General features: G+C 58.4%; 15 protein-coding genes and 5 pseudogenes. 14 read left to right on the forward strand and 6 right to left on the reverse strand.

Going from position 1 to position 22,754, the window contains the following annotated elements:
- Nucleotides 1-1,126 precede the first annotated feature (1,126 nt).
- From J2R80_RS19390 to J2R80_RS19410, 5 genes are all read left to right on the forward strand, one after another.
- Nucleotides 1,127-1,555: a hypothetical protein gene (locus tag J2R80_RS19390; protein WP_253639173.1), complete on the forward strand. Its 429-nt coding sequence runs from the start codon at nt 1,127-1,129 to the stop codon at nt 1,553-1,555.
- A gap of 371 nt (nt 1,556-1,926) precedes the next feature.
- Nucleotides 1,927-3,729 (forward strand): hypothetical protein, encoded by a 1,803-nt coding sequence (locus tag J2R80_RS19395; protein ID WP_253639174.1) that lies wholly within the window; start codon nt 1,927-1,929, stop codon nt 3,727-3,729.
- 4 nt (nt 3,730-3,733) lie between these two features.
- Complete coding sequence (locus J2R80_RS19400; RefSeq protein ID WP_253639175.1) at nt 3,734-5,287, forward strand: hypothetical protein; 1,554 nt, start codon at nt 3,734-3,736, stop codon at nt 5,285-5,287.
- Between the two features lie 758 nt (nt 5,288-6,045).
- The gene (locus J2R80_RS19405; protein WP_253639176.1) at nt 6,046-6,195 is read left to right on the forward strand and encodes a hypothetical protein; all 150 of its coding nucleotides are present in this window, start codon (nt 6,046-6,048) and stop codon (nt 6,193-6,195) included.
- Entirely contained in the window at nt 6,196-6,543 is a 348-nt protein-coding gene (locus tag J2R80_RS19410) for a hypothetical protein (protein ID WP_253639177.1), read from the forward strand.
- A gap of 559 nt (nt 6,544-7,102) precedes the next feature.
- Here the strand turns inward: J2R80_RS19410 and J2R80_RS19415 are convergent.
- Entirely contained in the window at nt 7,103-7,363 is a 261-nt protein-coding gene (locus J2R80_RS19415; protein ID WP_253639178.1) for a hypothetical protein, read from the reverse strand.
- A gap of 620 nt (nt 7,364-7,983) precedes the next feature.
- A complete protein-coding gene (locus J2R80_RS19420; protein WP_253639179.1) occupies nt 7,984-8,247 on the reverse strand; it encodes a hypothetical protein in 264 nt (87 codons plus the stop codon).
- Between the two features lie 1,115 nt (nt 8,248-9,362).
- Between J2R80_RS19420 and J2R80_RS19425 the strand changes: the two genes are divergently transcribed.
- The 5 genes from J2R80_RS19425 (at nt 9,363) to J2R80_RS19445 (ending at nt 16,119) form a co-directional block, all read left to right on the forward strand.
- Nucleotides 9,363-10,202: a nodulate formation efficiency C protein gene (locus J2R80_RS19425; protein ID WP_253639180.1), complete on the forward strand. Its 840-nt coding sequence runs from the start codon at nt 9,363-9,365 to the stop codon at nt 10,200-10,202.
- On the forward strand, nt 10,165-10,935 hold the full coding sequence (locus tag J2R80_RS19430; RefSeq protein ID WP_253639181.1) for a hypothetical protein: 771 nt from the start codon (nt 10,165-10,167) through the stop codon (nt 10,933-10,935). The genes J2R80_RS19425 and J2R80_RS19430 overlap by 38 nt, the downstream gene beginning before the upstream one ends.
- A 987-nt stretch (nt 10,936-11,922) precedes the next feature.
- A complete protein-coding gene (locus tag J2R80_RS19435; RefSeq protein WP_253639182.1) occupies nt 11,923-13,542 on the forward strand; it encodes an oleate hydratase in 1,620 nt (539 codons plus the stop codon).
- A gap of 26 nt (nt 13,543-13,568) precedes the next feature.
- Nucleotides 13,569-14,330 carry a glucose 1-dehydrogenase gene (locus tag J2R80_RS19440; RefSeq protein ID WP_253639183.1) on the forward strand — a complete coding sequence of 254 codons (762 nt, stop codon included), beginning with the start codon at nt 13,569-13,571 and terminating at the stop codon, nt 14,328-14,330.
- Between the two features lie 43 nt (nt 14,331-14,373).
- Nucleotides 14,374-16,119 (forward strand): oleate hydratase, encoded by a 1,746-nt coding sequence (locus J2R80_RS19445; RefSeq protein WP_253639184.1) that lies wholly within the window; start codon nt 14,374-14,376, stop codon nt 16,117-16,119.
- 219 nt (nt 16,120-16,338) lie between these two features.
- Here J2R80_RS19445 and J2R80_RS19450 read toward each other — a convergent pair whose 3' ends face one another.
- Nucleotides 16,339-16,902 (reverse strand): DUF2326 domain-containing protein, encoded by a 564-nt coding sequence (locus J2R80_RS19450; protein ID WP_253639185.1) that lies wholly within the window; start codon nt 16,900-16,902, stop codon nt 16,339-16,341.
- A gap of 287 nt (nt 16,903-17,189) precedes the next feature.
- Nucleotides 17,190-18,106 (reverse strand): annotated as a pseudogene (locus J2R80_RS19455) (IS5 family transposase); the annotation flags it as partial.
- 562 nt (nt 18,107-18,668) lie between these two features.
- Between J2R80_RS19455 and ltrA the strand changes: the two are divergent.
- Entirely contained in the window at nt 18,669-19,922 is a 1,254-nt protein-coding gene (gene ltrA / locus J2R80_RS19460; protein ID WP_253639186.1) for a group II intron reverse transcriptase/maturase, read from the forward strand.
- Nucleotides 19,923-19,997: 75 nt separating this feature from the next.
- Here the strand turns inward: ltrA and J2R80_RS19465 are convergent.
- Nucleotides 19,998-20,437, reverse strand: a pseudogene (locus J2R80_RS19465) (transposase); the annotation flags it as partial.
- On the opposite strand from J2R80_RS19465, the gene J2R80_RS19470 reads away from it, so the two are divergent.
- The 3 genes and pseudogenes from J2R80_RS19470 to J2R80_RS19480 form a co-directional block, all read left to right on the forward strand.
- The gene (locus tag J2R80_RS19470) at nt 20,430-20,690 is read left to right on the forward strand and encodes a hypothetical protein (protein WP_253639187.1); all 261 of its coding nucleotides are present in this window, start codon (nt 20,430-20,432) and stop codon (nt 20,688-20,690) included. The pseudogene J2R80_RS19465 and the gene J2R80_RS19470 sit on opposite strands and share 8 nt — an antisense overlap.
- A pseudogene (locus tag J2R80_RS19475) lies at nt 20,687-20,947 on the forward strand (AMP-binding protein); the annotation flags it as partial. The gene J2R80_RS19470 and the pseudogene J2R80_RS19475, both read left to right, overlap by 4 nt.
- A 15-nt stretch (nt 20,948-20,962) precedes the next feature.
- Nucleotides 20,963-21,199: pseudogene (locus J2R80_RS19480) on the forward strand (ISNCY family transposase); the annotation flags it as partial.
- A gap of 472 nt (nt 21,200-21,671) precedes the next feature.
- Here J2R80_RS19480 and J2R80_RS19485 read toward each other — a convergent pair.
- Nucleotides 21,672-22,677: pseudogene (locus J2R80_RS19485) on the reverse strand (IS66 family transposase); the annotation flags it as partial.
- Between the last annotated feature and the right edge of the window lie 77 nt (nt 22,678-22,754).

The raw sequence follows: 22,754 nt of genomic DNA on the forward strand, positions 1-22,754 counted from the left end.
CGCGCAGGCGACCTTCGCGGATTGACTGTTTGTTTCCAGCACGAACAACTTCGTCGAGCGCGCGGCTGACCATGCCGCACTCCTCTTCAAGTTCTTTCACCGACTTCTTTAGTTCGGCCGCCCGAGGATGAATAGAGGATGAGTGGCCAGGGAGCGACGCCCCCCAGAGCAGGTAGGAGCCCGATCCAATGTTGATGCTGTACCGTCAAGCGTCGTTAGCCTTTCGGGCATTAGGATCTGACGATGTCTAAAAGGACCGCCAACTTGCGCCCCGAAGTTAAGAAGCGCATTGCCCAGATCGAAAGTATGACGCTGGTCCAGATTCAAGAGGTCATAATGGATTGTGTGTCCGAGCGGTCTGCTGGCAGGATGACGACATGTGAGGGCAATGCGTTGCGCCGAGCACTGAACAAACGGGGCAGCATCCTCAGACGAGACCTTGTCGCATAAGAGTTCGCGAGCTGGTCAGGCGAAGCACTGATGTCGCGCAGCCATAGGACACGCATTTAGCTGGGGAGAGCCTAGATAAATGAACGCTTCTAGGTGGGACTTGCCAGGCAAGCGATTTACCCGATGGTCTAAGCTGGACGACCAGCGGGTAATCGAACTGTGGGAAGCCGGGCGAGCTGCGAAAGAGATCGCGAGTGAGCTAAAGCGCAGTGAGTCGGCGATCAGGGCCCGGGTCGCCACCCTTGCACGCCTAAAGAAAGAACCCACGGTGGTGAGTTAGGATGAAGAGGAGCGGCGTCTTTTATTTGGACTCCCCTTACCCTCGGCGATTGTTGCCGGCTAGTGACGACATGGAGGCGAACTCGGCGCATTCCGCCCTTCGTCCGTCTCGCATTAGGTAGGCGACATGAAACAGCATGTCCGAGCGGCGTCTCAGCTGCGGTCGCGTTCGCTTACCATCGCCGCCGCGATGTCCTCGGCGTGTACGAACGCGTAACAAGCACGTGCAACGAGATTGGTGTTGCCCTCTGCGCAAAACAAGTGGACGGATATGACCACGACAGTGAATGCCAGGTCAGCGGTTTGTTACCGTACTTATATCACCACGGCGCGAAATCGCCTTGGATATTGAGCCCCGGGACGTCGGAGATATGCATCGGCTATGAGGAGCGACACATTGTCCTTCTTCTCGGTGAAAATCATCAGCGGTCACGTTCAGGTATTTGATTGCGGCCTAGTCCTAGCCTTTCACATACACAATATGGTGGAGAAGCGCGCAATCCGACAGCTGTTGATATCCCTTGGTTTGCTGAGCCGGGTGATTTCTACGGCGGAGTTAGGCTTGAACGACGTCGAACTGGAGAGCTGCGAGGCGGCCGGCGACGCTGAAGCTGGCGTGCGCGTCTCTCGTTTCCGGCACTCAATAGCTTTGACGGCAGAAGCGCTTCTGGCCCAGATCACCGTCGCCAAATATACACAATGGCGAGCCGCCTTACCGCCAGAAGTCGGCGAACCACATTCACGCTGTACCTCCTACAGAAGCGAGTTCACTTCCGTTCCGGCTCAATGCGCCGAACCGCACCAAGTTGCTGATCAACTGTTGTGAACTCTTGGCATTCGCGGCGGAGGCGAATGAACGCCTCCCGGTTTTGGTAGTGGTCCAAATGAGTGCCAGCAGCTAGCGTCTCAACGATCCGTAGAACACTACGGACCCCGGAGTTGCCGCGATACGCCAAAACGTATTTTCGACTCGAAGGACCCTAGAGTCCAGTGCTGCCGGAGCCCGTCTAAGTCAGGCCCGCGAACGACAGAAGGCAGAGAGGTTCGTCATCGACACCCGGTTTAGAAAGCTGGGGCATATTCAGTGTCCGGAGCCACGATACAAAACAACTGCGGACGAGCGACGCAAAACGCGACAAGCACAATCACCTGCGAATTGCGATACAAACCGCGGCGAACCGCGGAGGAGATTAGGTTATGGAGATCACCAACTTCGGACTCCCTGCCTTCATCGAGGACTTTCCGCCGAATAGTCCCGAATATGCCGACCTGAGCCATCGTTGGACCATCAACGTCAACGGCTGGATCCAGCAGGCGACTCCTGACCCAGCCTACTACTTCTACAATCCACTCTACACTGATATCCCTTTGGGCACGGAGGCAGTGTTGGTCGAATGGGTGGCGTTTCCGGGTCGACTTGACCAGTACTATTCCAAGACGCCGCCAGTCAGTCCACCGAACCCATACAATCTCCTCCAGACCCAGGTTTATGAACTGGCCGACACCGGCTATTACGATGCCGGTCGGAAAACGTTCGAGAACATTCCGGCGACGCTCTGTCCGCAGGCCGATTGGAGCGGAACGCTGAAGACGTTCGGACCATACGGCCCGCGCGGCTGGCTCGACGAATATTGCGAATGGTCGACGGTGCGCGATGGGGACGGCAATCTCGTCCGTGTCGATTTTGCCTGCGAAAACCCTGAGTACTGGAATACGATGTGGAAGGTGTCACAGGAGCGGGTGCGCGAGGTCTATGAACAGACGCTTAACCACGGGGCGCCAGTCGTAAACCAGATCAAGGTCACGCTCGACGAGCTTACGCTAATGGATTCGAGTGGCAATCCCGTGATTGATCCCGACACCGGCAAGCGCGCGTACAATCCGCTCAACAAATGGAATTCGGGGCCGATTGCAACGCGCGGCGGCGCCGATCCGTATGGCGGGGTTATGCATCTCACCAGTACGCCAAATACCTTGCAGACCGAGCTCGGCCTCGCCGGCGCCGCAACGGTGCAATACGTGCCGCCCCAGTTTCAAAGCGATCCGGCCAGCCGCAATAGCGATTCCCAGGCGCTGATCTGCTGCGGCAACTACGGCCAAGCATATCGTCACAGCGATCCAACCATCGGCCAGAGCGTCAATCAGGTGGTAGGCGGGCAATATGCTGGCGTGCCACTGCGCGCCTGCCTCGCCAATCCGGTCGGGCTCTATATCCAGGTGCCGGATTCGTCGAGATTCGCCTTTGGGCCCAACATCGAGGTCGGCGTCGACGTGCCCGGCGACGCCAAACCGATCGACATCTACCAGATTCTGCGTGGCTCGGCCGAGGTCGTCGATCCGGTCAGTCGGGCACCGTTCCGAGGCAACATGGTGCTACATGCGGCCGTGCAGATTCCAGGGAATTGGCTCGCCATGAATCCGAATCTCACGCTGGCCGACATGCTGATTAACGGTCAGCCAATTCAATGGGCCGGTCAAATTGCGAACCAATTTAAGATCGGCTTGTTCGCGCGGCCGCTGTCGGCGGACCGGGCTGCGCCGCTAGCCGATTGCTCCAGCACGACACCGACGCCCGGCGCGCCACTGCAGTGCGTGTGGGCAGGCTTGTGGGACGCAATGAGCGAAGTCAATGAGCCGTGTCCGACCGGCGCCAAGATGCCGCTCACCAGCAACAGCACCTTCATCGCGCCCTGGCTGCCGGCTGACGGTTCGGCGCAGAACCTCGTGCTGACCTGCAATCCGACCAGCGAGCCGGTCTCGGTACAGGTACAGCTTGCCGACGGCTCGGGGCCGGATCCAAGCATTGCGGTTATCCTTCACAGCGCGACGCCAACCTTCTACGCGGTGCCGGGCAATTCCTATCCGGGCAATTATACGGTACTTGCTGTCACCGTAACGGTGCCGAGCGGCGCCAACCGCGGCCTGCGCGGCATCCAGATCACCCAGATCACCAGCAAAACCGTACTGGCTCTTCCGGCCGCGGTCTACATCACGGGCTAGAGCCATGGCTTACTGTTCGCGGACACTCGTCCTCGCCGCCGCTCTGTTCGCATTCGCGCGCGGCGGTCCGGCGCTGGCCCAACCGACTGACACCAATCCCTGCGGTGCCATCGGCGTGACCCAGGTGCAGCCAAAGCCGATACTGCCAACTTATTTCAGCGCCGCCTCGAAGAATCAGATCGCAGCAGACTGCTTCGCCTGGCAGGAGTTCATTTACCTCAACTGGAAGGCCGACCCGAAGGTTTCGGGGACGCCCGATGCGAATACCCCGTGGGCGAGTTTCGGCATGCCGGGCCATACCTCGGCGACGGTCTGGGAAAGCTTCCTCTCGGCGAGCCAGGCGTTCACGCAATCGGACGCGCGCGCCAAATCGGCTTGGCATGACAAGCGTCCGTCAATGAAAATGCTGTTCAATGTGTCGAAGCTCGGAGACGCTGTGCTCGAAAACATCGGCCAGGCTGGCAATGGCAAATGGATCACCGACCAGCGCGGCGTTCCGGCGTTCTATGAGATCCTGTTGAACGAGGACGAGTACGCCTACATCACCACCAATGTGTTCGACGATTCGGATCTCACCACATTCGCCGGCCAGCGCGCCTGCGCCTCGCAGCAGGGCCAGGGCGGACGCGGAGGCTTCAATCTGCCAGCCGGAAATGCGCAAGGCAACACAGACGTCGATTGCAAGGGCAAGGTCGCTACCTATGGCCAAGGAGTCGGCGCCATCGAGATCAAGGCCGCCTGGGTCGCGCTGCCCTCGGACGGTTCGCTCAACTACCGTTACAAGACGACGTTGGCTGAATACACCCTGCCTGGCGGAAAGCCTGTTCAGGCGACCATGGGCCTCGTCGGCCTGCACATCATTCACAAGGTGCCTGGGGCCAACCAGTTCGTCTGGGCAACCTTCGAGCAGATTGACAATGATCCCGATGACAACAACGGCAATCCGGTCGCGCCAACCTTGCCGCGCAATCCCAACCAGAAACCACCTCCAGGCTATACTTTTTTCAATGCGAACTGCAATCCGCAGACCGACATCTATTATCGCTGCAAGCCCAACACTCCTCCGGGCGACGCGTGTCCGATTGGCAAGCCGCCGACGCTAGACTGCTTTCCCTATTCGGCGCCGATGCAGATCACCCGTATCACGCCAGTGGACTCGCAGGCGAATTCCGTCACTGATTTTGCTTGGAAAATCCTGCCGGCGGATTCGGTGTTCAACTATTACCGCCTGATCGACGTGCAATGGCCAAACAGCCCGCAGCCAGTACCGCCGCAGAGCAGTGTACCGCTCTCGACCGGCGACATCACGCCGTCGAGCGGCAGTCACATTGTGGCCAACACCACACTTGAGACCTACTTACAGACCCAGAAGTCATGCATGGATTGCCATCAATCCGCCAGGATAAGCAACCCATCGCAGCAAATAATCGCTAAAGTTGCCGGCCGCCGGCTGCGCCGCGTGCTGGTCGCGCCGCCCAAAGTGCGAATGGGTGCAACTGATAATCCGGACTACGCGTCCGATTATTCCTTCGTATTTACTGTGGAAACGAACCGATGAGCTGAGAGCAGTCCAAGCCCACACAGCGCCACGTCCAGGCAGGCCAGAGCAGCTCTGATGAAATCACCGAAGGCAGGCATGGGGCCGCCGGCACGACGATAGACGGCTTCGACAACTTCGGCCTGCCGGTTTATCGATGTGTCACCCGACGCGCGGGACTCGCGCGTGTCGCCATAGCTAGGAATGCTCGTTGTACACGGTTCGAAAGCGACCGCCCAACGGCACTTAGACCCGGCGTCAAGCCCTGAGTTCGGATCGTGCGCCAACCTTCAGTCTTCCCCTGTGGCCCGAAGACACTGCTCCGGGGATGTGCTCTTCCGGCAAAACTGGCTAGCGGTACAGCTTCCGTCAGCCTTCGTTACCTAAGAATATCGAACCATAAAGCCTTAACCTAGGGTATAAGATTCCTCGTCGGCTGAGGAGCGCCGCCCATGAGCATCAACCCGGCTCGAAACCATACCATTCTCATCGCCGACGCGGCGGTATCCGTCGTCAATGTGGCTTGCACAGCATGGCGGCTATATGTGCGGGCAAACAGAGCACCCCGAAACTTCGATCAAGAAAGGCGCGCGCAATGGCCTACTCCATCCGTCTTCGATGGCCTGATGCGCTCAGCGCACTTGCGCCGTGATGATTGAGGTGGTCCGTCACCATGTCGCCGCTCATCGTTATAGTCGCTTCGACTTTTTTATGGTCGCGAGCGACGCACTGGATGTTTGACGACAATCGATCTTAGGGTTGTCGATATTGTCCACATCATGCCCGGCATGATCCATCGCATTGAAGCCAAGGCTGACATCACTCTTGTGAAGGTCTCCACTCCGGAATTGGATGATGTAGTTCGACTTGAAGATGACTGGCACCGCGGAAACGGCCGCCTTGAATCCGAACATTCGAGCGAACGGTGAGTGGATCATTTGACCACTGCGGCCGCTCATGAGCTATCGTCAAATTTGGTGAGGCGAGGCCAGTCAGACGAGATGATCAGCCGGCTCCATTACAGCCACAAGACGGTCAACAATGCTTTCCTCGCACTTGGCGTCTTCCTCAACGGGCGCCTTGAAGGCGCGATGACGTTCGGCCCGTCGATGGACAAGAGCAATATTCAAGGGCTGGTGCGCGAGACGTCATGGAACGGCTTCCTCGAATTGAACCGGCTGGCGCTCTCGGAGGCGCTCCCGCGCAATAGCGAGAGCCGCGCGCTGGCAATCGCCATGCGGATAATCAGGAAGAATTACCCGCACATGGGTGAGTGATTTCGTTCGCCGATGGATGCCAGTGCGGCGATGGAACGATCTATCGCGCGGTGGCCTTCGTGCTGACCGGCATCAAATTGAACAAGAGTCTGTTGCGACTACCGGATGGCTCGGTCACGCACAAGACGGCAAGTGACGGGAAAGAACCGCGCCGCGCATTTCGCTAAGACTGGCGGGATCATGGTCGGGTTAGGGCGTGCCGCTCGACAGGCTATCGAAGTGATCACGACGTACTTCCGCTGAGCACATCATGCCATAGAAGTTTGACGGGGCCGGCCACTGCGCCGGCCTCTCGCTTTTGGTCGAATCACTCCGAACTGATAGAGTAGACGATCCGAACGATCGAGGAGTAAAGCATGATTGCCATGAGAGTTTTCGAGCGCAACGGGCACCAATGCCTAGAGAAGGTTCGACAAATCGGCCCAAAAACCCTTGAGCTCGTGGGACACACTGCCGAACCGTATGGCGGACCTTACGTGAAATGTCTGACATTGTGGGGCCTTCTGCAATGGGCGACCACATTTCCCGAGCAAGTAACATTGATCCCGGCGGTCGCCCGCTAATTTGTGTCGCGCGGTCGGACAGGACGCCACGTCCGCGACATCAGCGGATCATTTCGATCATCGTATACGGCCACAAGCTCGCCGGCCTTCAGCCCGAGGCCCTTCAAATCAGCTTCGCGGAGTTCCGAATTCACGATCGTTGCATCACCGGCGCTGGCAGCCAATGAGGCCTTCACGGCTTCCGCCAGATCAGCCATAGCGACGACATAAGTCACATATCGAAGCTTGCCGTCTTTGACGACGCCGACCGAAACCATCCACCCTCCTGCCATCTCAGTTCTAGCCTATGAAGAGAGCTTCTGTTTTCTAGGTGGCGGACCAGTCGCCATAAGCTCCGCAATCGCGGCGAGTACGGCGCCGGTTCCGATCTTCCCCTCCGACCACCCTCTGAGCGCTGCTATAGCGTTCTTCAAAGCCTCGTCACGGGTCATGCCATGATCTCCACGGCGTGCCGCTGTTAATGCGGCCTCAAGGGCGACGGAGAAGGAAGCGCGGGTGGAGGGAGGTCCACCCGCGCAGGCTTGACGGCTCGCAAGGTGCAGCGCGAATGCATGAGCAGCCAAGCCCGTACGTCTCCTCGCAATTCGCGTGCCAGACGATCATGATGCCACGCGCTCGGCTTATCATCGCGCCGTCAGAAAAGCGCACGGACGGCGGGGCCGCCGACCGTGCGAGTTGCGATGCGCGGCTTGGCCCTCACGAGGTCAGTCAGTCAGAGAGCCAAGCCATGCATGGCTCAGGAACCCGCGTGCCAGAAGATCAGAAAGAGGAGGGAAGCAAATTGCGCGCTATCACAGCACGCCAGCTTACTGCTCGTGGGAGCTTCCGGACATGCATGTCGTCAATCCGACGCGGTTGAACGAGATCGAACGTGCCCCTAGTCGCGCCGAGGCCGCCCAGGGATCGGATCAATCTCGTCATCATGCACAACGATGAGCTCTCCGGGCTCTAGGCCCAAAGTTTGCAACATCCCATTTTCGAGCGGGCAGTTGACCATTGCGGCCTTTGCGCCGCTATCTTTCAAGGCTAGCTTCACGGCTTTCCTTTGGTCTGCGACTGCGACCGCGTAAGTTATGTGCCTGTACTCGTCGTCGTCTTCGTCGTCTTCCTTGATGGCGACTGTTACTAACCAACCATCCATATTGCTGCGCTCCGGAAAGGATCGCCTCGGTCACCTCATTGCATGAATGTTGCGGCCGCAAGGACGGCCAGCGAAGCCAGTCCCAGCAAAATGACGCAAGCTATGTACGGGAGGTCGCCGCGCACTACACAGCTCCAGCACTAAACGGAGCGTGCATTCCAACACAAACCAACGATCTATGCTCCGCAACCTGACACGGAAATACAAGGCCCACACCTACCAGCTTGCGTAGGTATCGGTCGCACGGGTCAGCGATCCATTTGCTGGCGCACCACTAGCTAACGAAATCATCGAACGAAGACGACGGCCACTGAACCGGCGCGTCCTATGATGGGTCCCCGTCGAGATCGTAAAGTCTGGCAAGGTCTCTCGCGAATGCGCGTGCAGAGGTTCGAACGCGGGAACGTGTCATCCGCTTGTTTGAGGCTGAAGATCTACTCCATACCGACCTGCGTCCAAGAGAGGCTCCGTATCGTTACCGCCGTAGAGCCGCCACGTCCAGCTGACCGATGTCGCACTCAAGCTCCGGGAGCGCAGCGTGGCTGCGTTAAAGCGCCAGGCGGCCGCGTTGGAAGCCTTAATCGCATCTACCCAAAAGGCTCGGCCGGAATTTGGCGTCGACTTTGCCGCCACGGCGCCAACTCAAACAACGCCGCGGACGGTAACCGAAGCGCGCTTTTCATCATGCGAGGGCTGGCAGCGAGGGTTCGCGTCCGATAGTTAACCAGATGGCAACGTCGATAAGACGCGGCTGTGGACTGGCCTGAGTGCAGGGATCGGGACCTGACCATGTCGGAAAGTCGCTAAAACTAACACAAAAACACAACGAACCGCCGACTATCGGCTGGCACGAAGAATGCAGATCCTTGGGCGTGCCTGCGGGCCCTCCCTCAGGCATGGCTACCATCGCAACTTGAGGCCGTGGTTGGCCACCTAGGTTAGCGGCGCGTGACATGAGGACAGGGCGGCATCTGCTCGGCCGATGCCGACGAGCGCGTCGTCGCTAACTTTCAGTGCTGAGGACAGCGAAGTCGCGGTCCCCTTAGGATTGAGCCCGCCCAGAGAGAACAGGTAGATCCGGGCAGCAGGTGAGAAATGGCTGGAACAAGTGAGAAATGGCTGGAAAACGCGCGCGCTCGTTCTGTCTCGCCCTTCTGCTGATCTGGTGCGCTGACCTAGCCGTCACAAACAGCAGTGCTCGCGCCAACGAGATCCCTCTCGTGCATAACGTCAAATCAACCTGGCGGGCGCAAAACGGCGAGACCGTCGAACAAATCCTCTCCAAGGTCTCGAAAGTAGCGCACTTGGTCCCTCGAAGCTGGGGCGTCGCTCGAGGAGCCGACCGAAGCGAATATGTTTTCTTTTCGTGGACCAGGCACCGCGACAATCGATCACACGAAGTGTACGTCATAACTTGGAGGTTCTCTTCTGAGGGAACGCCAGAGATCGCCTCGACATACGCGAAGCCGCTGGAACTGGGCTGGCGCGCGTTCGCTCTCTCGCTGATTGCCGCTGAAGTCACGGACGGCATAAAGGACGTGAACCTTCGCTTTCTGCATGATCCGGCCAACTTCAACTTCGTGACCACCCCCCAAGGCAAGCTAGGCGATCTGCTCAGGCATGGCCGTTGCACAATCGTAGAACCTGTTGGCGTGGATTATTTACCGAAGGTGGATGAGACGCGGATTGCCAAAGGCGATCTGTGGCGCGTTCTCCTTTTGGTGAACTGCAATATTCCGGGGCCCGATTACTTCACCCGAAAAGGTGTCATCATCTTCGAGAAGCGCGAGGGACAAGCTTGGGAGCCGCAGTCGTTCTTTGCCCGGCGCATAGCGACATTCCCCCCGGGCTCCTGGTTCGATCACATAGAGCGGAATGAACGGGACGCGCTGGAAAGGGCGCGAAAGGCCTCGGAAAATGAACGCAGAGAACAATTTCGCGGCGCGGCTCCTTGACGCTGGGCGCCTCGCGGCAATCGCGCGTACGTGTGGCGTGCAGGCGGATGTTTCGTACTACGTCGACAAGGCGCTTAAGGAGCTTTGGCGAACGAGATCGCCCGAAGAGGCAAAAGCGATCGCAGAGCGGTGGGTGTTATGGGACGCGAAAGGGAAGCCTTGGCCGCGCATGCCTCCGCTGGAAAACGTTGTTTCGTTCAATCGCACCGACTCGACGGTGACATCAGTCGTGACGCGGCCTATGACGCCCTTGCAGACAATCCGCGACTGGTTCGAGAAGCAGGATGAACACGTGCGATACGAGATCGCCGGCATGGCGGCACTTTTGATCTTTGAAGGAAGCGGTCTCCTCGACTTCAGCAGCGAAGAGTGGTGTGACTATTTTCGGAAGTGGCTGAACGAACCCGCACTCCCCAACCATACGGTTATCGGCCGTGCTTTGACGTTCCGCACATGCCTCGAGTATTTTGGCGAGAGCAGGTTCACAGAGGCAGGGTGGGCACGATCCGAGCAGGCAGCTTTCAAAATCCTAGAAGATGCGAACCGCGATCCGGATTCCGAAGCCGCGCATCTCGCACCGATTGCACGACAAACATTGGCCACCTTACCCGCGCGGAAAAGCAATTGGATCGAAGTGGGGCGGTCCTGGAGAAAGCTGGCGAGCGCCAAGCTCACTGCCCAGGCTCTCAGGGTTTGGGGCGCCTCGCAGGCGAAGCCGAATCATAGGCTTTAGCCTGCGTCGAGGGTTCGGAAATGCGGTAGCGACATCGGCCCAAGAGCGGTCAATATTTGAAGAACCTTGTCGCGCAAGACTACGGTCAGCTCGTGGGCGAGGTCATGGAAATTGCTCCACACCGGAATGGCCTCGTTTGACGCGCCATCGTGCCTCTTCGCTGCCCCGGTTACGATCGCGCAGAGCTATTCGGACCAGGGAAGACGATCACGCACTTACATCCTTGCGTTCACGGAATGACGAGCCGAGCCGGCCACCGACGGGCAGTGCTATCGGCTTGACGTTAAAGCCCCTTCCCGTCGTCGTGAGGCCAGACACCGCCGGCCTTTGTCCAAAATGCAGTTTCGCCTTCGCCCGTCACGATGAAGGCTTCGCGACTGGGGTTCTTCGGTTTACCTTTGCGTGTCATGGAATACTCCCGTTGATCTTGCCGCGAAGCAGGCCGTTTGGGAGATAGAAAACGTAATCTGCCGGACGTGCCGGCAAGCGGTTGATGCCAGTATAGGAATGGCGGTTGACGGCGTAATCTCTTGACGCAACTGCTCGGCCAGAGGTGACGCAAGTGCGACACAATTTGTGTGATGAGACGGGGCGCACCGTAGTCGGATTGCGCGGGCGTCTCATATCGAGCCTCATCGGGTGCTGGTCAGAGAACTTCAACGGGCGTCGTCATCAAAGTCGGTGACGTGCGGTTACCGGAACCGGTTGCTCTAACCTATACCAAGCGTCCTGTGCGGTTGCCTTCTGTCTTGTCTGGTCAATGACGGCGGTGGTCGGAAACCTGACGTGACGCTGCTCGAAAATCGTCCTTAATTTACAGCGCCCCTTGCGGCACTGCGGCTAAAATCTACCAGATCCGGATAACGGTAGCGGTGGACACCTTGAGGAGCCGTGCTTTGCAATCACTGTTTGCACGCGCCGCTATCGGCGCGCGGATTGCACAGGCTGGTTACTGAATGCTCTAACTGCTATGTGCCGGAGAACTTGATGTGCTCTTCTTTCCCGGTCTCCCGCCGTGATCCAGTGACGGAGGCAGCTCCTCGCCGAGCCTATTTGGTCGGAACGGGAATTGCCTCTTTGGCAACTGCGGTCTACCTCCTCAAGGACGGCGGGCTATTAGGTCAGCATATCGTCTTGTTCGAGCAGCTAGAACAATTCGGCGGCAGCCTTGACGCACATGGTAACCCAAAGGACGGATATGTCATGCGCGGCGGACGCATGTTCGAGGAGAAGTTCAATTGCACCTACGATTTGCTATCGCTCATTCCGTCGATTGCTGATCCGTCCAGATCGGTAATGGAAGAACTGAAGGAATTCCATCAGGAGTTCTTCTGGAACGACAAGGCGCGCTTGGTATCTGGCGGTCAGATCGTCGATGTTTCCGATCTAGGGTTCAGCGAGAGAGATCGACTAGACTTGATCTCGCTTTGCGGGGCACCAGAGTCGTTGCTTAACTCCCGGACGATCCAGGACTGGTTCGGATATCATTTCTTCCAGAGCAACTTCTGGTTCATTTGGTCCACGACCTTCGCGTTTAAGCCTTGGCATAGCGCGACCGAGTTCAAGCGCTACTGTCTGCGGTTCCTGCATTTGTTCTCGACAATCGACACCATGGCGGGGATCTACCGGACGCCGTTCAATCAGTTTGACGCCATAGTGCGCCCGATCGTCGCATGGTTGAAGGCCGGCGGCGTACAGTTCGAGATGGCGGCGGAAGTGATCGATATTGAGGTTGTGATCGAAGGCCCGCAGAAGATTGCGACGCGGTTGCACTATCGGCAGGGTGGCAAGGATCGCGCTATCGATCTGGCTGAACGCGATCTGGTGTTTGTGACCAACGGTTCAATGACATCCGATACCAGCTACGGTTCGATGGATACGGTTCCAGTGCTGAAGACGGAGCGAAGCGGAGGTTCGTGGAAGCTGTGGGAGCTACTGGCCGGCAAAAGCCGAGACTTCGGTAACCCTACGGTTTTCGTCTCCAAAATCGATCGCTCCAAATGGGAGTCGTTCACTGTCACGGCGGACGACGCGTGCTTCTTCGACTGGCTTGAGGCCTTCTCCGGCAGTAAGGCGGGTAAGGGCGGACTGGTGACAATCAAGGACTCCAATTGGCTCTTGACTATCGTCCTTAATCGTCAACCGCACTATTACGAACAGCCGAAGAATGTCTGGGTGTGGTGGGGCTACGGGCTCTTCCCCGACAACCCTGGTAATTTCGTGCATAAGCCGATGTCGGAGTGCACGGGGCGTGAAATCCTCGTCGAACTGCTTTCGCACCTGCGATTCAACGAGATCATCCCGCACGTTCTAAAAACGTCGCGTGTGGTTATGGCAATGATGCCTTACATCACCGCGCAGTTCATGCCGCGCGCGAAGACCGACCGACCGAAGGTCATCCCGAAGGGATCGAGCAACCTGGCCTTTATCGGTCAATTCTGCGAGATTCCCGACGACGTTGTTTTTACGGTCGAATACTCAGTGCGCGCGGCACAGACCGCGGTGTTCGGCTTGCTCGATATTCAACGTCCGGTTTCGCCCTTCTACAAGGGCCAGCACGATTCCCGCGTCCTCTTCGACGCCTGGAAGACGTTGCATCGCCATTGATCCGCAGCACCAACCAAGGATCCGTCATGGGACGTGTGAATAACAAAGTCATCATTGTAACGGGCGCGGCTCGCGGTATGGGGGCGGCTCATGCCCGCCTGCTGGTGGCTGAGGGAGCCAAGGTTGTAATCACTGATATTCTTCATACCGAGGGAGAGGCTCTCGCCGCTGAACTCGGCAGTTCGGCCGTCTACGTCCATCAAGACGTTACCCGGCCAGAGGACTGGGCCAAGGCAATTGCAAGCGCGGAGCTTGGCTTCGGCCTGCTGCATGGCCTAGTCAACAATGCGGGGATCGCCAACATTGCGCCCCTCGAGCAGTTTCCGCTCGATCGGTGGAATGAGACCCTGGCTGTCAATCTCACCGGTGTATTTCTGGGAATGCAGGCGGCTCTGCCAGCCATCAGGCGTGCGGGCGGAGGTTCGATCGTTAACATCTCGTCGGTTGAGGGGTTGCGGGGCAGTGCCGGGCTTCATGCCTATGTTGCTTCCAAGTTCGGCGTGCGAGGCATAACCAAGTCCGCTGCGTTGGAGGCCGTAGCCTCATGCGTACGCGTCAACTCGATCCATCCCGGCCTCATCGCCAGCCCAATGACCGAGAGCTTCGATTCCTCGCTTTTCCCCATACCGCTTGGCCGAGCAGCCGAGCCGCAAGAGGTGTCGCAGGCTGTCCTGTTTCTGCTCAGCGACGAGTCGAGTTACGTTACCGGTTCCGAGATCGTCGTCGACGGCGGTCTGACGATCGGCGTCCCGCGTAAATGCCTGGCGCCCGAGAACATCTTTTGCTGAACCATCTCGTTAGTCGATTAATCCAGTGGGATGGAATGTCGCCATGTATTACTGTAGCGGCAATTACGAAGCATTCGCGCGCCCTCGCAAACCCAAAGGTGTGGATAACAAGACGGCGTGGTTTGTTGGTTCGGGTCTGGCCGCGCTTTCAGGCGCAGCTTTTCTGATCCGTGATGGCCATATGCGTGGCGATCGGATCACTATACTGGAGCGGCTGAAGATACCCGGCGGAGCGCTCGACGGTAGCCACGACCTGAAGCGAGGTTTCGTGATCCGGGGTGGCCGTGAAATGGAAGATCATTTCGAGTGTCTATGGGATTTGTACCGATCGATCCCGTCGCTGGAAATCGAGGGGGCCAGCGTACTCGACGAATTCTACTGGTTGAACAAGGATGATCCGAACTACTCACTGCAGCGGGTGACGGTGAACCAGGGACAGGATGCCCATACCGATGGCCTCTTCACGTTGAACGAAGCCGCGCAGAAGGAAATGATTTCTATCTTTCTGGCCTCCCGTGAGGAGATGCAAAATAAGCGGATCGACGAAGTATTCGGAACGGATTTCTTTATTAGCAATTTCTGGCTCTATTGGCGCACAATGTTCGCTTTCGAGGAATGGCATTCCGCACTTGAGATGAAGCTCTATCTGCATCGGTTCGTCCACCATATCGGCGGCCTGCCGGATTTCAGCGCGCTAAAGTTTACTAAGTACAATCAGTATGAATCCCTGGTTCTACCGCTGTGCAAATGGCTGCTCGAGGAGGGCGTCAACTTCCGCTACGACGTCGAAGTTACTGATGTCGATTTCGACCTAAAGGCCGGACGCAAGCAGGCCACCACCATTTACTGGTTGGAGGAAGGTGTCCCGGGCCGCGTCTCCCTTGGCGCCGATGATCTTGTATTCATGACGATCGGATCACTCACCGAGAACTCGGACAAGGGAGACCATCACACGCCCTCCAAACTCGATGAAGGCCCGGCGCCTGCATGGGATCTGTGGCGCCGCATAGCGGCCAAGGACGCGGCCTTCGGCCGCCCGGACGTCTTCGGAGGTAATATCCCCGCTACCAAATGGGAATCGGCGACTGTCACGACTCTGGACGCGCGCATTCCGGGATATATCCGCAAGATCGCCAAACGCGATCCGTTCAGCGGCAAGGTCGTCACAGGAGGCATCGTTACGGCGAAGGATTCGAGCTGGCTCCTCAGTTGGACCGTAAACCGCCAGCCGCATTTCAAGCACCAGCCCAGCGATCAGGTCGTCGTTTGGGTCTACTCACTTTTTGTCGACGAACCCGGAGACTACGTCAACAAACCGATGCAAGGTTGCACAGGCGAGGAAATCACCCAGGAATGGCTGTATCACCTCGGCGCGCCGGTCGAGGACATACCAGAACTCGCCGCAACGGCCGCCAGGACAGTGCCGGTGATGATGCCGTATGTCACCTCTTTCTTCATGCCGCGGCAGGCGGGGGACCGGCCAAACGTTGTGCCCACAGGGGCTGCTAACTTTGCTTTTATCGGCCAATTTGCCGAGTCGGCGGAGCGCGATTGCATCTTCACGACCGAATATTCGGTTCGCACGGCGATGGAGGCCGTCTACACGCTCCTGAACGTTGAACGTGGTGTGCCGGAGGTCTTCAATTCGACCTATGACATACGCAAGCTACTTATGGCAATCGGCAGGCTGCGCGACGGCAAGGAAGTCCCAATCCTCAACCCGGCGGTTTTGGGTGAGCTAATGCTGAACCATTTCGACACCACGAAAGCCGGCACAGCGGCTCGATAAATATCATCGTTCTCTGAGCGAGGCGCTTTGCTCCTATCCTGTGCAACCGGAAGGCTGCATTGTTAACTGTACGTGTTAGGCGTGTGAGTTGCAAGGAGCCGATCTCGGGCGAAATCGTCCATTCGCAAGGCTGCGCGAGACAGTTCCTTCACTGTTTGCACGTGCTCGCTGGTAGCCGCTCATGCTGGCACTCCCGCTGCGGCGGAACCTCTTCCGAAGCTAGAACTCCGCCATCTTGAGGAGGAGGCCATCGGCTCCGTCGTCGTGAAGGCGGAGTATGATTTCGTCCGGTGAGAAGGTGGGGGGAGACTTCTCCTCGATGCGCGGGAGATCTGAAGCTATCAGTGTCATTATGTATTGCGTTTTCTTCGTCGCAGTCTGCTCACGCACGACCTCCAACAGCGCTAGCTTCTTTCGGTCGTCCAAAGCCTCGAAGATGCCATCGTGGTACACAAAGTGAAAGAAATCGACGTCCTCATACACCTTCAGCAGAGCCAAATCGAAGAGGGCGCAGACCAGCTTTTTGTAGCTCGTCCCTTTCTGACTGGAAGTGTTGCCGGTTTGGCCGGGCAGGCCCAGGCCGATGGTGTAATCAAAGTTGCCGCTTTGTTGACGTAGAAATAGAAAATGCCTTCGTGATTTAACACGCGTAATAGCCGTTAAAAACACGCCGGAAGTTCTCGTAGATGGTTGTTGGTTTCGCGACCATGGCCTTGATTTCATCGACAACTTGACCACGTTCGCGTCACTCTCACGGACCTCCCGTGCGGTGGCGACCACCACGTCAACTTCTTGCGCTGCTCTTCCAGGTTATCGAATCGTCGAGCTCGTACTTGCGTTGAACTGAGGACTCGTTAAATCCAAAGAGATTAGCCACAAATGGCTTCCAATAGGGGTCTTTGCCCATCTCGAATTTCTGGAGCTGTAAGTCCGCCCTGGGCCCACAAAAAGTAAGTGATGGCCATGCGATAGTCGTAAGGCTTGAGAATCTCCAGGTCGAGCCATCCATCCATCAAATTGATGGCCTCGGCATTAGGAGTCCTCCGTGAAGAACGTGGACGACCGCTGATTTAGGCGATGTTTTGAGCCGGGACAGTTTCGGCGAGCGCCCGGATGATGACACGCAAGAGTTCTGCGAGCCATCGCAGGAGCAGGCCGAAGTTGTGGCCGGCCGCGGCGAGGACGGCATTGATGCGGTCGCCAACGCGGCCTTTGAGATAGTTGCGGTCCATGCGGTGCTCGGCCTTGACGTGGCCGATGACGGGCTCGACAGCCGCGCGACGCCTCATCTCGCGGCGGATGGAAGCTGTGACGCGGCGGACCTGACGTAATCCTTGCCGCTTACGACCTGACCCGAGATCCAGACTCTGAACCGATGCGGGTGATTGTGGCCGCGATACCCTTTGTCGACGTGGATACGGCGAGCCTCCACGCCGGTGAGCTTCTCCATGTCGGCGATCACGGGGCCGAGCGTGTGCCCATCGAAGGGATTGCCGTGCAGGGCCTTGGCGTGAAGCACGAACTGGCCGCCCTTCGGAGACGTCACGGGGGTGGCGATACTGTCCTTGCAGCCGAACTCGTAAGGCGCGCGGGCTTTTCCCTTGCCGATGCACTCGACCTCCGGGGCGTGCAACGCATAAACCTTTGGACCGCGCTGGTGCTGATCCTGGCTGCGCACCTGCTGCGCTAAGCCGAGCAACGGGCCGAAGCGAGCTTCCAGCACCACATCGCCATCAATCTTGCGGCGGATGTCGCGGATAATCCGGCCAAGCCGCGTCCGCAGGAACTTGAGTTGGCGCCGGGCGCGCTTGAACTGGTGAGCGTGGGTATAGCGGCCGACCATGATGGCGGCGCGCTTCGCCAGGCGCAGATAGCTCTGGCGCAGCCGCACACGGTTGCGTTTGGCGAGCCCGACGAGCTTGGTGATGGCCCGATGCATCAGCCGTGCGTCGGTCGGATGCGCAACGGCCTTTGGCTGCACCGTGGTATGTGCGCCATGACGGCGCGAAGAAGGAGGTTGAGTATGTAGACCATCTTCCGAGCACTTGCTGCGCAAGAGATGAGGGCAGGCCCCTCGGACTCGGATTGCAGGATCAGAGTCCAAACCGCCACAAGCTGCTTTAGCTCAATGGCTGAGGTGGTGAGCGTTGCTGGAAAAGGCGGGCAATCAGCCTGTCAGGTGAGCCACGGGAAGACGAACGCAAGTAAACCGCCGATGATGCATCGAAAGTACAGTTCAGGTGTTGTCGAAACCGGGGGCGATACCACCTCCTGGGATCAAGCGCGGCGAGAGCCTGTCTATTGGCCGGGCGGCAACCGGTGTAGAGGCGGCGTGATCCCGGTGGCAGGCTCTTGCGCGGAACATGGGAACCTGCGTCGCGATGCCAAGGGAGACCCCAAAGGCGGCGGACCCGCCGAGGGCAGAGTACCAATGCGCGACGCAGGGGCGGACGGGTTCGTAATAGTGATGAGGCCCGGTAATACGGGCGGAGCGAAGGGACCCGATCTTCCAGCCAAAGTCACAGGCCAACCGGAAACGGGAGGAGCCGATGACTGAGGCAAAGTCGTATCAGATCCCCAAACATCTCGTTTGGGAAGCTTGGAAACAGGTGAAAGCGAACCGCGGGTCAGCGGGTGTGGATGGGGTCTCCATCGAGGAATTCGAAAAGGACTTGAAGAGAAACCTCTACAAGATCTGGAATCGAATGTCGTCGGGGACATACTTTCCGCCTCCCGTCCGTCTCGTGGAAATTCCCAAGGCTAATGGAGGGAAGCGTCCGTTAGGAATACCCTCTATAGCTGACCGCGTGGCTCAGACGGTTGCAAAGATGGTTATGGAGCCGACGATGGAACGAATATTCCATCCCGACTCCTACGGCTATCGGCCCGGCCGTTCGGCGCTTGACGCAGTGGGGACAGCGCGAAAGCGTTGCTGGAAATTCGACTGGGTTATCGACCTTGATATCAAGTCGTTCTTCGACTCGATTCCTTGGCACCTGATCGAAAAGGCCGTCGCCCACCACACGGAACTGAGCTGGATTCGTCTCTACGTAAAGCGGTGGCTGCAAGCTCCCGTGGAGAAAGAAGACGGAATCCTAGTGGAGAGAACACGCGGAACCCCTCAGGGTTCAGTGGTTTCACCGCTGCTCGCAAATTTGGTTCTGCACTATGCATTCGATCGCTGGATGCAGCGGACCGTCCCTTGTTTGTGTTTCGAAAGATACGCTGACGATGTGATAGTCCATTGCAGAACTGAAAGCGAGGCTCGAACCGTGATGGAGGCGATCCGAAAACGTCTTGCGGAATGCGGTCTGGAGCTCCATCCGGAGAAAACCCGGATCGTCTACTGCAAGGATAATAAACGGAGAAAGGAATGCGAACACATCTCGTTCGACTTCCTTGGCTACACCTTCCAGCCGCGCAGCGCTCGCGATCGAAAGGGCGCGAAGTTCCTCAACTTCCTCCCGGCAATCAGCAACAAGGCTGCCAAAGGAATCCGACAAACCATTCGCTCATGGCGACTGGGTTCGACGCGAAACCACTGGAGTCTTGAAGAACTCGCCAAGCTGATTGATCCTGTCGTGCAAGGATGGCTGAACTATTACGGACGGTTTTACCGGACGGAATGTGTCAACGTCCTTCGTCACGTAAACGACGCGCTCGCCCGTTGGACGAGGCGGAAATACAAGCGGTTGAAAGGCCGGAAAGTCGCCTCAGTATATTGGTTGGGACGGCTTGCACAGCGCGATCCGAACCTACTCTATTTGTGGCGGGTCGGCATTCGACCTGCGGCTGGAAGATAGAAGCCGGATGAATCCAGAGGTTCACGTCCGGTTTCGTGAGAGCCTCGGGGTGCAAATCCCCGGGGCTACTCGACCGACCGCCACTCGCTCCAGGTCCTTGGGACCGATGGCGCCAGTCTTATGCGCCACTGACAGACTTTCCTGGATCAGCGCGACGAGCTGCTCCTCACCGAGCCGCTTGCGCCAGCGCGTCATCGACGATCGATCGAACGGCAGCCGGTGGCAGAAGCTCAACTCGCCGCAGAAGTATTGGTAATAGGGGTTCTCGATCCAGCGGGCGCACAGCACCTCATCCGAGAGATTGTGCATGTGCTTCAGAATGAACAGGCCGGCGACAAGCCGCGTCGGCAGGCCAGGCTGCCCCGGACCGGTTTGGCACACCGAACCAAAGCGGTCATCCAGAAACTTCCAGTCGATCAGCGTTGCCAGCCGCACCAGCGGGTGGCCCAGTCGATGATTTGATCGAGCGCAGGAAGCAACAGGTCTTTCTGGCGATCATCCCGCGGTTTGCTCATCGCCTTCCCCAATGCAGACGACCCGCCGTCAGGGAATCACGAATCGCTCGAAAGCAAAATCCCAAAACGCAAGAAAGCGCAGCCCAACAGCTGGCTTTCCTGCAAAATCGAATACTTTATCGAGACAACTTCTGCCTATCTCTCAGGCCGATCTGCATTCTTCACGGACGACCACGTAGGGCAAGCGGCCAACTCCGAGGCCGTCGATCACGAGGCCGCCAAGCAGGCCGCCGCCCGCCACCGCAAGAGATGATACCACGTGGAATCGGCTTGGTCATTCTCGACAGTTTGCATGACATTAATGATAGTGATGCTGACGACTTCCAAAGGCCGCAACCAGTGGATTCGGATCCGGCTCATTTGATCTACACTTCCGGTACAACCGGCGCTCCGAAGGCGGTCAGCATCGCAGAACTGACCATCGTGAATCAGCTTTTTTGGCTTGAGAGCGAGCATGTTTTGCGCGCAGGAGAAGTCGTCCTTCATAAGACGCCAGCAAGCTTCGATGCAGCACAATGGAATTGCGACCCGCTCATCAGAGCAACGCCAGATTTGCGAAAATGATTTGAGGTCGAGCCCTGGCGGACTGGCAGCGAACTGCTCTCCCGGTTGCAGGTGGAATATCCTGGAGCCTATCCGAACAAGCTTCTTCGAACGCTTCAACGTCGGCTTAAATCCTGGCGCAGCGAGCAAGCGAACGCGTTACTGTTCGTTCCTACGGAGAAAACGCCGCCGGGGTATGAGGTCACAACACCCCAATGATGTGCCACGTGCCAGCGGAGGAGGCCGGGCGCTCCGAAACCCCGGCCATCTCCGCACCCGGCCTCCTCCTCAACCCAAGCCGGGAGCAAAATAAATGAGGCAACCGACCGCACTCGGGAGCATCGATATGTGAGGCAATACGCGCCCTCATCCTGATTGTCGCGCTGTACGCAGCGCCTCCGCATCCCGCAACGTGGGGCAGCGCGTGATAAGATCCCAGGCGAAGCTATCGTTCTCTCTCAGCTGAACGCATTCGGCCGCCACCGCTCTGCGCGCCTGCGCAAAGTCATCACTTAGATCTATAGCAATCACCATTGCATGGCGGACGCAAGAATGGCCTCCACAGCGCTCCCGCCCGCTCGCGATCCGTTCGGCGCGGACCATCCCAATTGGTACGCATACGACGCATAGAGCCCGCCGCGCCCGCGCGCATGCGTCACTCAGGCGGTCTTCTGATGGCGTTGCGTGAAGGTCAGGCGGCCTGCTGACCGGCGGCTTGGCGCAGGAGTTTCCATTCCCAGGGCAGCAGTTCGTGCAGACGCGAAGCGGGAAGATCGGCGATACGGGCGAGGACGTCGGCAAGCCAGGCCTTGGGATCGACGTCGTTGAGGTGACAGGTCGTGATCACCGTCAGCATGATGGCGGCGCGGTCGGCGCCACGCTGGCTGCCGGCGAAGGTCCAGTTGCGCCTTCCCAATGCGATGCCTCTCTCAAGCAGATCCTGCCATCGTTGAGGAAGCGGGCGAAGTCGTCCCAGCGCCTGAGCATGTAGTTGATCGGCTTCAGGACCTCGGAGGAGCGCGAGAGGGTTTCGCGCTCACGCAGCAGCCAAGCGTGCATGTCCTCGAGAAGCGGCTTGCTGTTTTCCTGGCGCACGGCGCGCCGCTCGTCGGCGCCACGGCCGTTGATGGCGCGCTCGATCTCGAACAACGCATCGAGGCGCTTGACCGCCTCCAGCGCGATCGGAGAGACCGGCTTGCCCTTCTTGCCTTCCCGAGCATTTTTCTCGATGTCAGCCAGCTCGAAGAAGCCCCGCCGCGCATGGGCAAAGCAAAACGCCGGCGTCATCGGCTGCTCTTTCCGCTGCGGGTCGAACAGCGGCTCGAAGCCGCTGTAACAGTCGCACTGCAGGATGCCCGCGAAGGCGGCCAGATGCTTCTGGGGTGCTCGCCCCGTCGGTCGCTCGAGGCGTAATAGACCGCCGCCGGCGGCGCAGGCCCGGCGAAGGGCCGGTCATCCCGCACATAAGTCCAGATCCGCCCGGTCGTGCACTTGCCCTTCGCCAGGATGCGGATGGTGGTGTCATCGCCATGAAGGCGCTCGGCCGCGAGCACATGGCGTTCGATCAAGTGGAAGAGCGACGTGACGGCGAAGGTCCCGTGGCCGACCTGGTCGGCCAGCGTCGACAACGGCAGGTCGATCCCCTCGGCCTTGAAGCGCGCACTCTGGCGGTTGAGCGGGATATGCATGCCGAACTGTGCGTCCAGCGAAGGCTGGCATGTTCAGCAGGAGTTAGTCCTGCCGGGGAAAAAAGTTAGCTCCCCGTAGTGTGGAT

This window comes from Bradyrhizobium sp. USDA 4541 (assembly GCF_024171085.1).
Lineage (GTDB): Bacteria > Pseudomonadota > Alphaproteobacteria > Rhizobiales > Xanthobacteraceae > Bradyrhizobium > Bradyrhizobium australafricanum.

Coding starts and splice junctions, on each gene's coding strand:
- J2R80_RS19395 (WP_253639174.1), top strand. CDS start 1,927: ATGGAGATCACCAACTTCGGACTCCCTGCCTTCATCGAGGACTTTCCG.
- J2R80_RS19400 (WP_253639175.1), top strand. CDS start 3,734: ATGGCTTACTGTTCGCGGACACTCGTCCTCGCCGCCGCTCTGTTCGCA.
- J2R80_RS19405 (WP_253639176.1), top strand. CDS start 6,046: ATGCCCGGCATGATCCATCGCATTGAAGCCAAGGCTGACATCACTCTT.
- J2R80_RS19415 (WP_253639178.1), bottom strand. CDS start 7,363: ATGGTTTCGGTCGGCGTCGTCAAAGACGGCAAGCTTCGATATGTGACT.
- J2R80_RS19420 (WP_253639179.1), bottom strand. CDS start 8,247: ATGGATGGTTGGTTAGTAACAGTCGCCATCAAGGAAGACGACGAAGAC.
- J2R80_RS19425 (WP_253639180.1), top strand. CDS start 9,363: ATGGCTGGAAAACGCGCGCGCTCGTTCTGTCTCGCCCTTCTGCTGATC.
- J2R80_RS19430 (WP_253639181.1), top strand. CDS start 10,165: ATGAACGCAGAGAACAATTTCGCGGCGCGGCTCCTTGACGCTGGGCGC.
- J2R80_RS19435 (WP_253639182.1), top strand. CDS start 11,923: ATGTGCTCTTCTTTCCCGGTCTCCCGCCGTGATCCAGTGACGGAGGCA.
- J2R80_RS19440 (WP_253639183.1), top strand. CDS start 13,569: ATGGGACGTGTGAATAACAAAGTCATCATTGTAACGGGCGCGGCTCGC.
- J2R80_RS19445 (WP_253639184.1), top strand. CDS start 14,374: ATGTATTACTGTAGCGGCAATTACGAAGCATTCGCGCGCCCTCGCAAA.
- ltrA (WP_253639186.1), top strand. CDS start 18,669: ATGACTGAGGCAAAGTCGTATCAGATCCCCAAACATCTCGTTTGGGAA.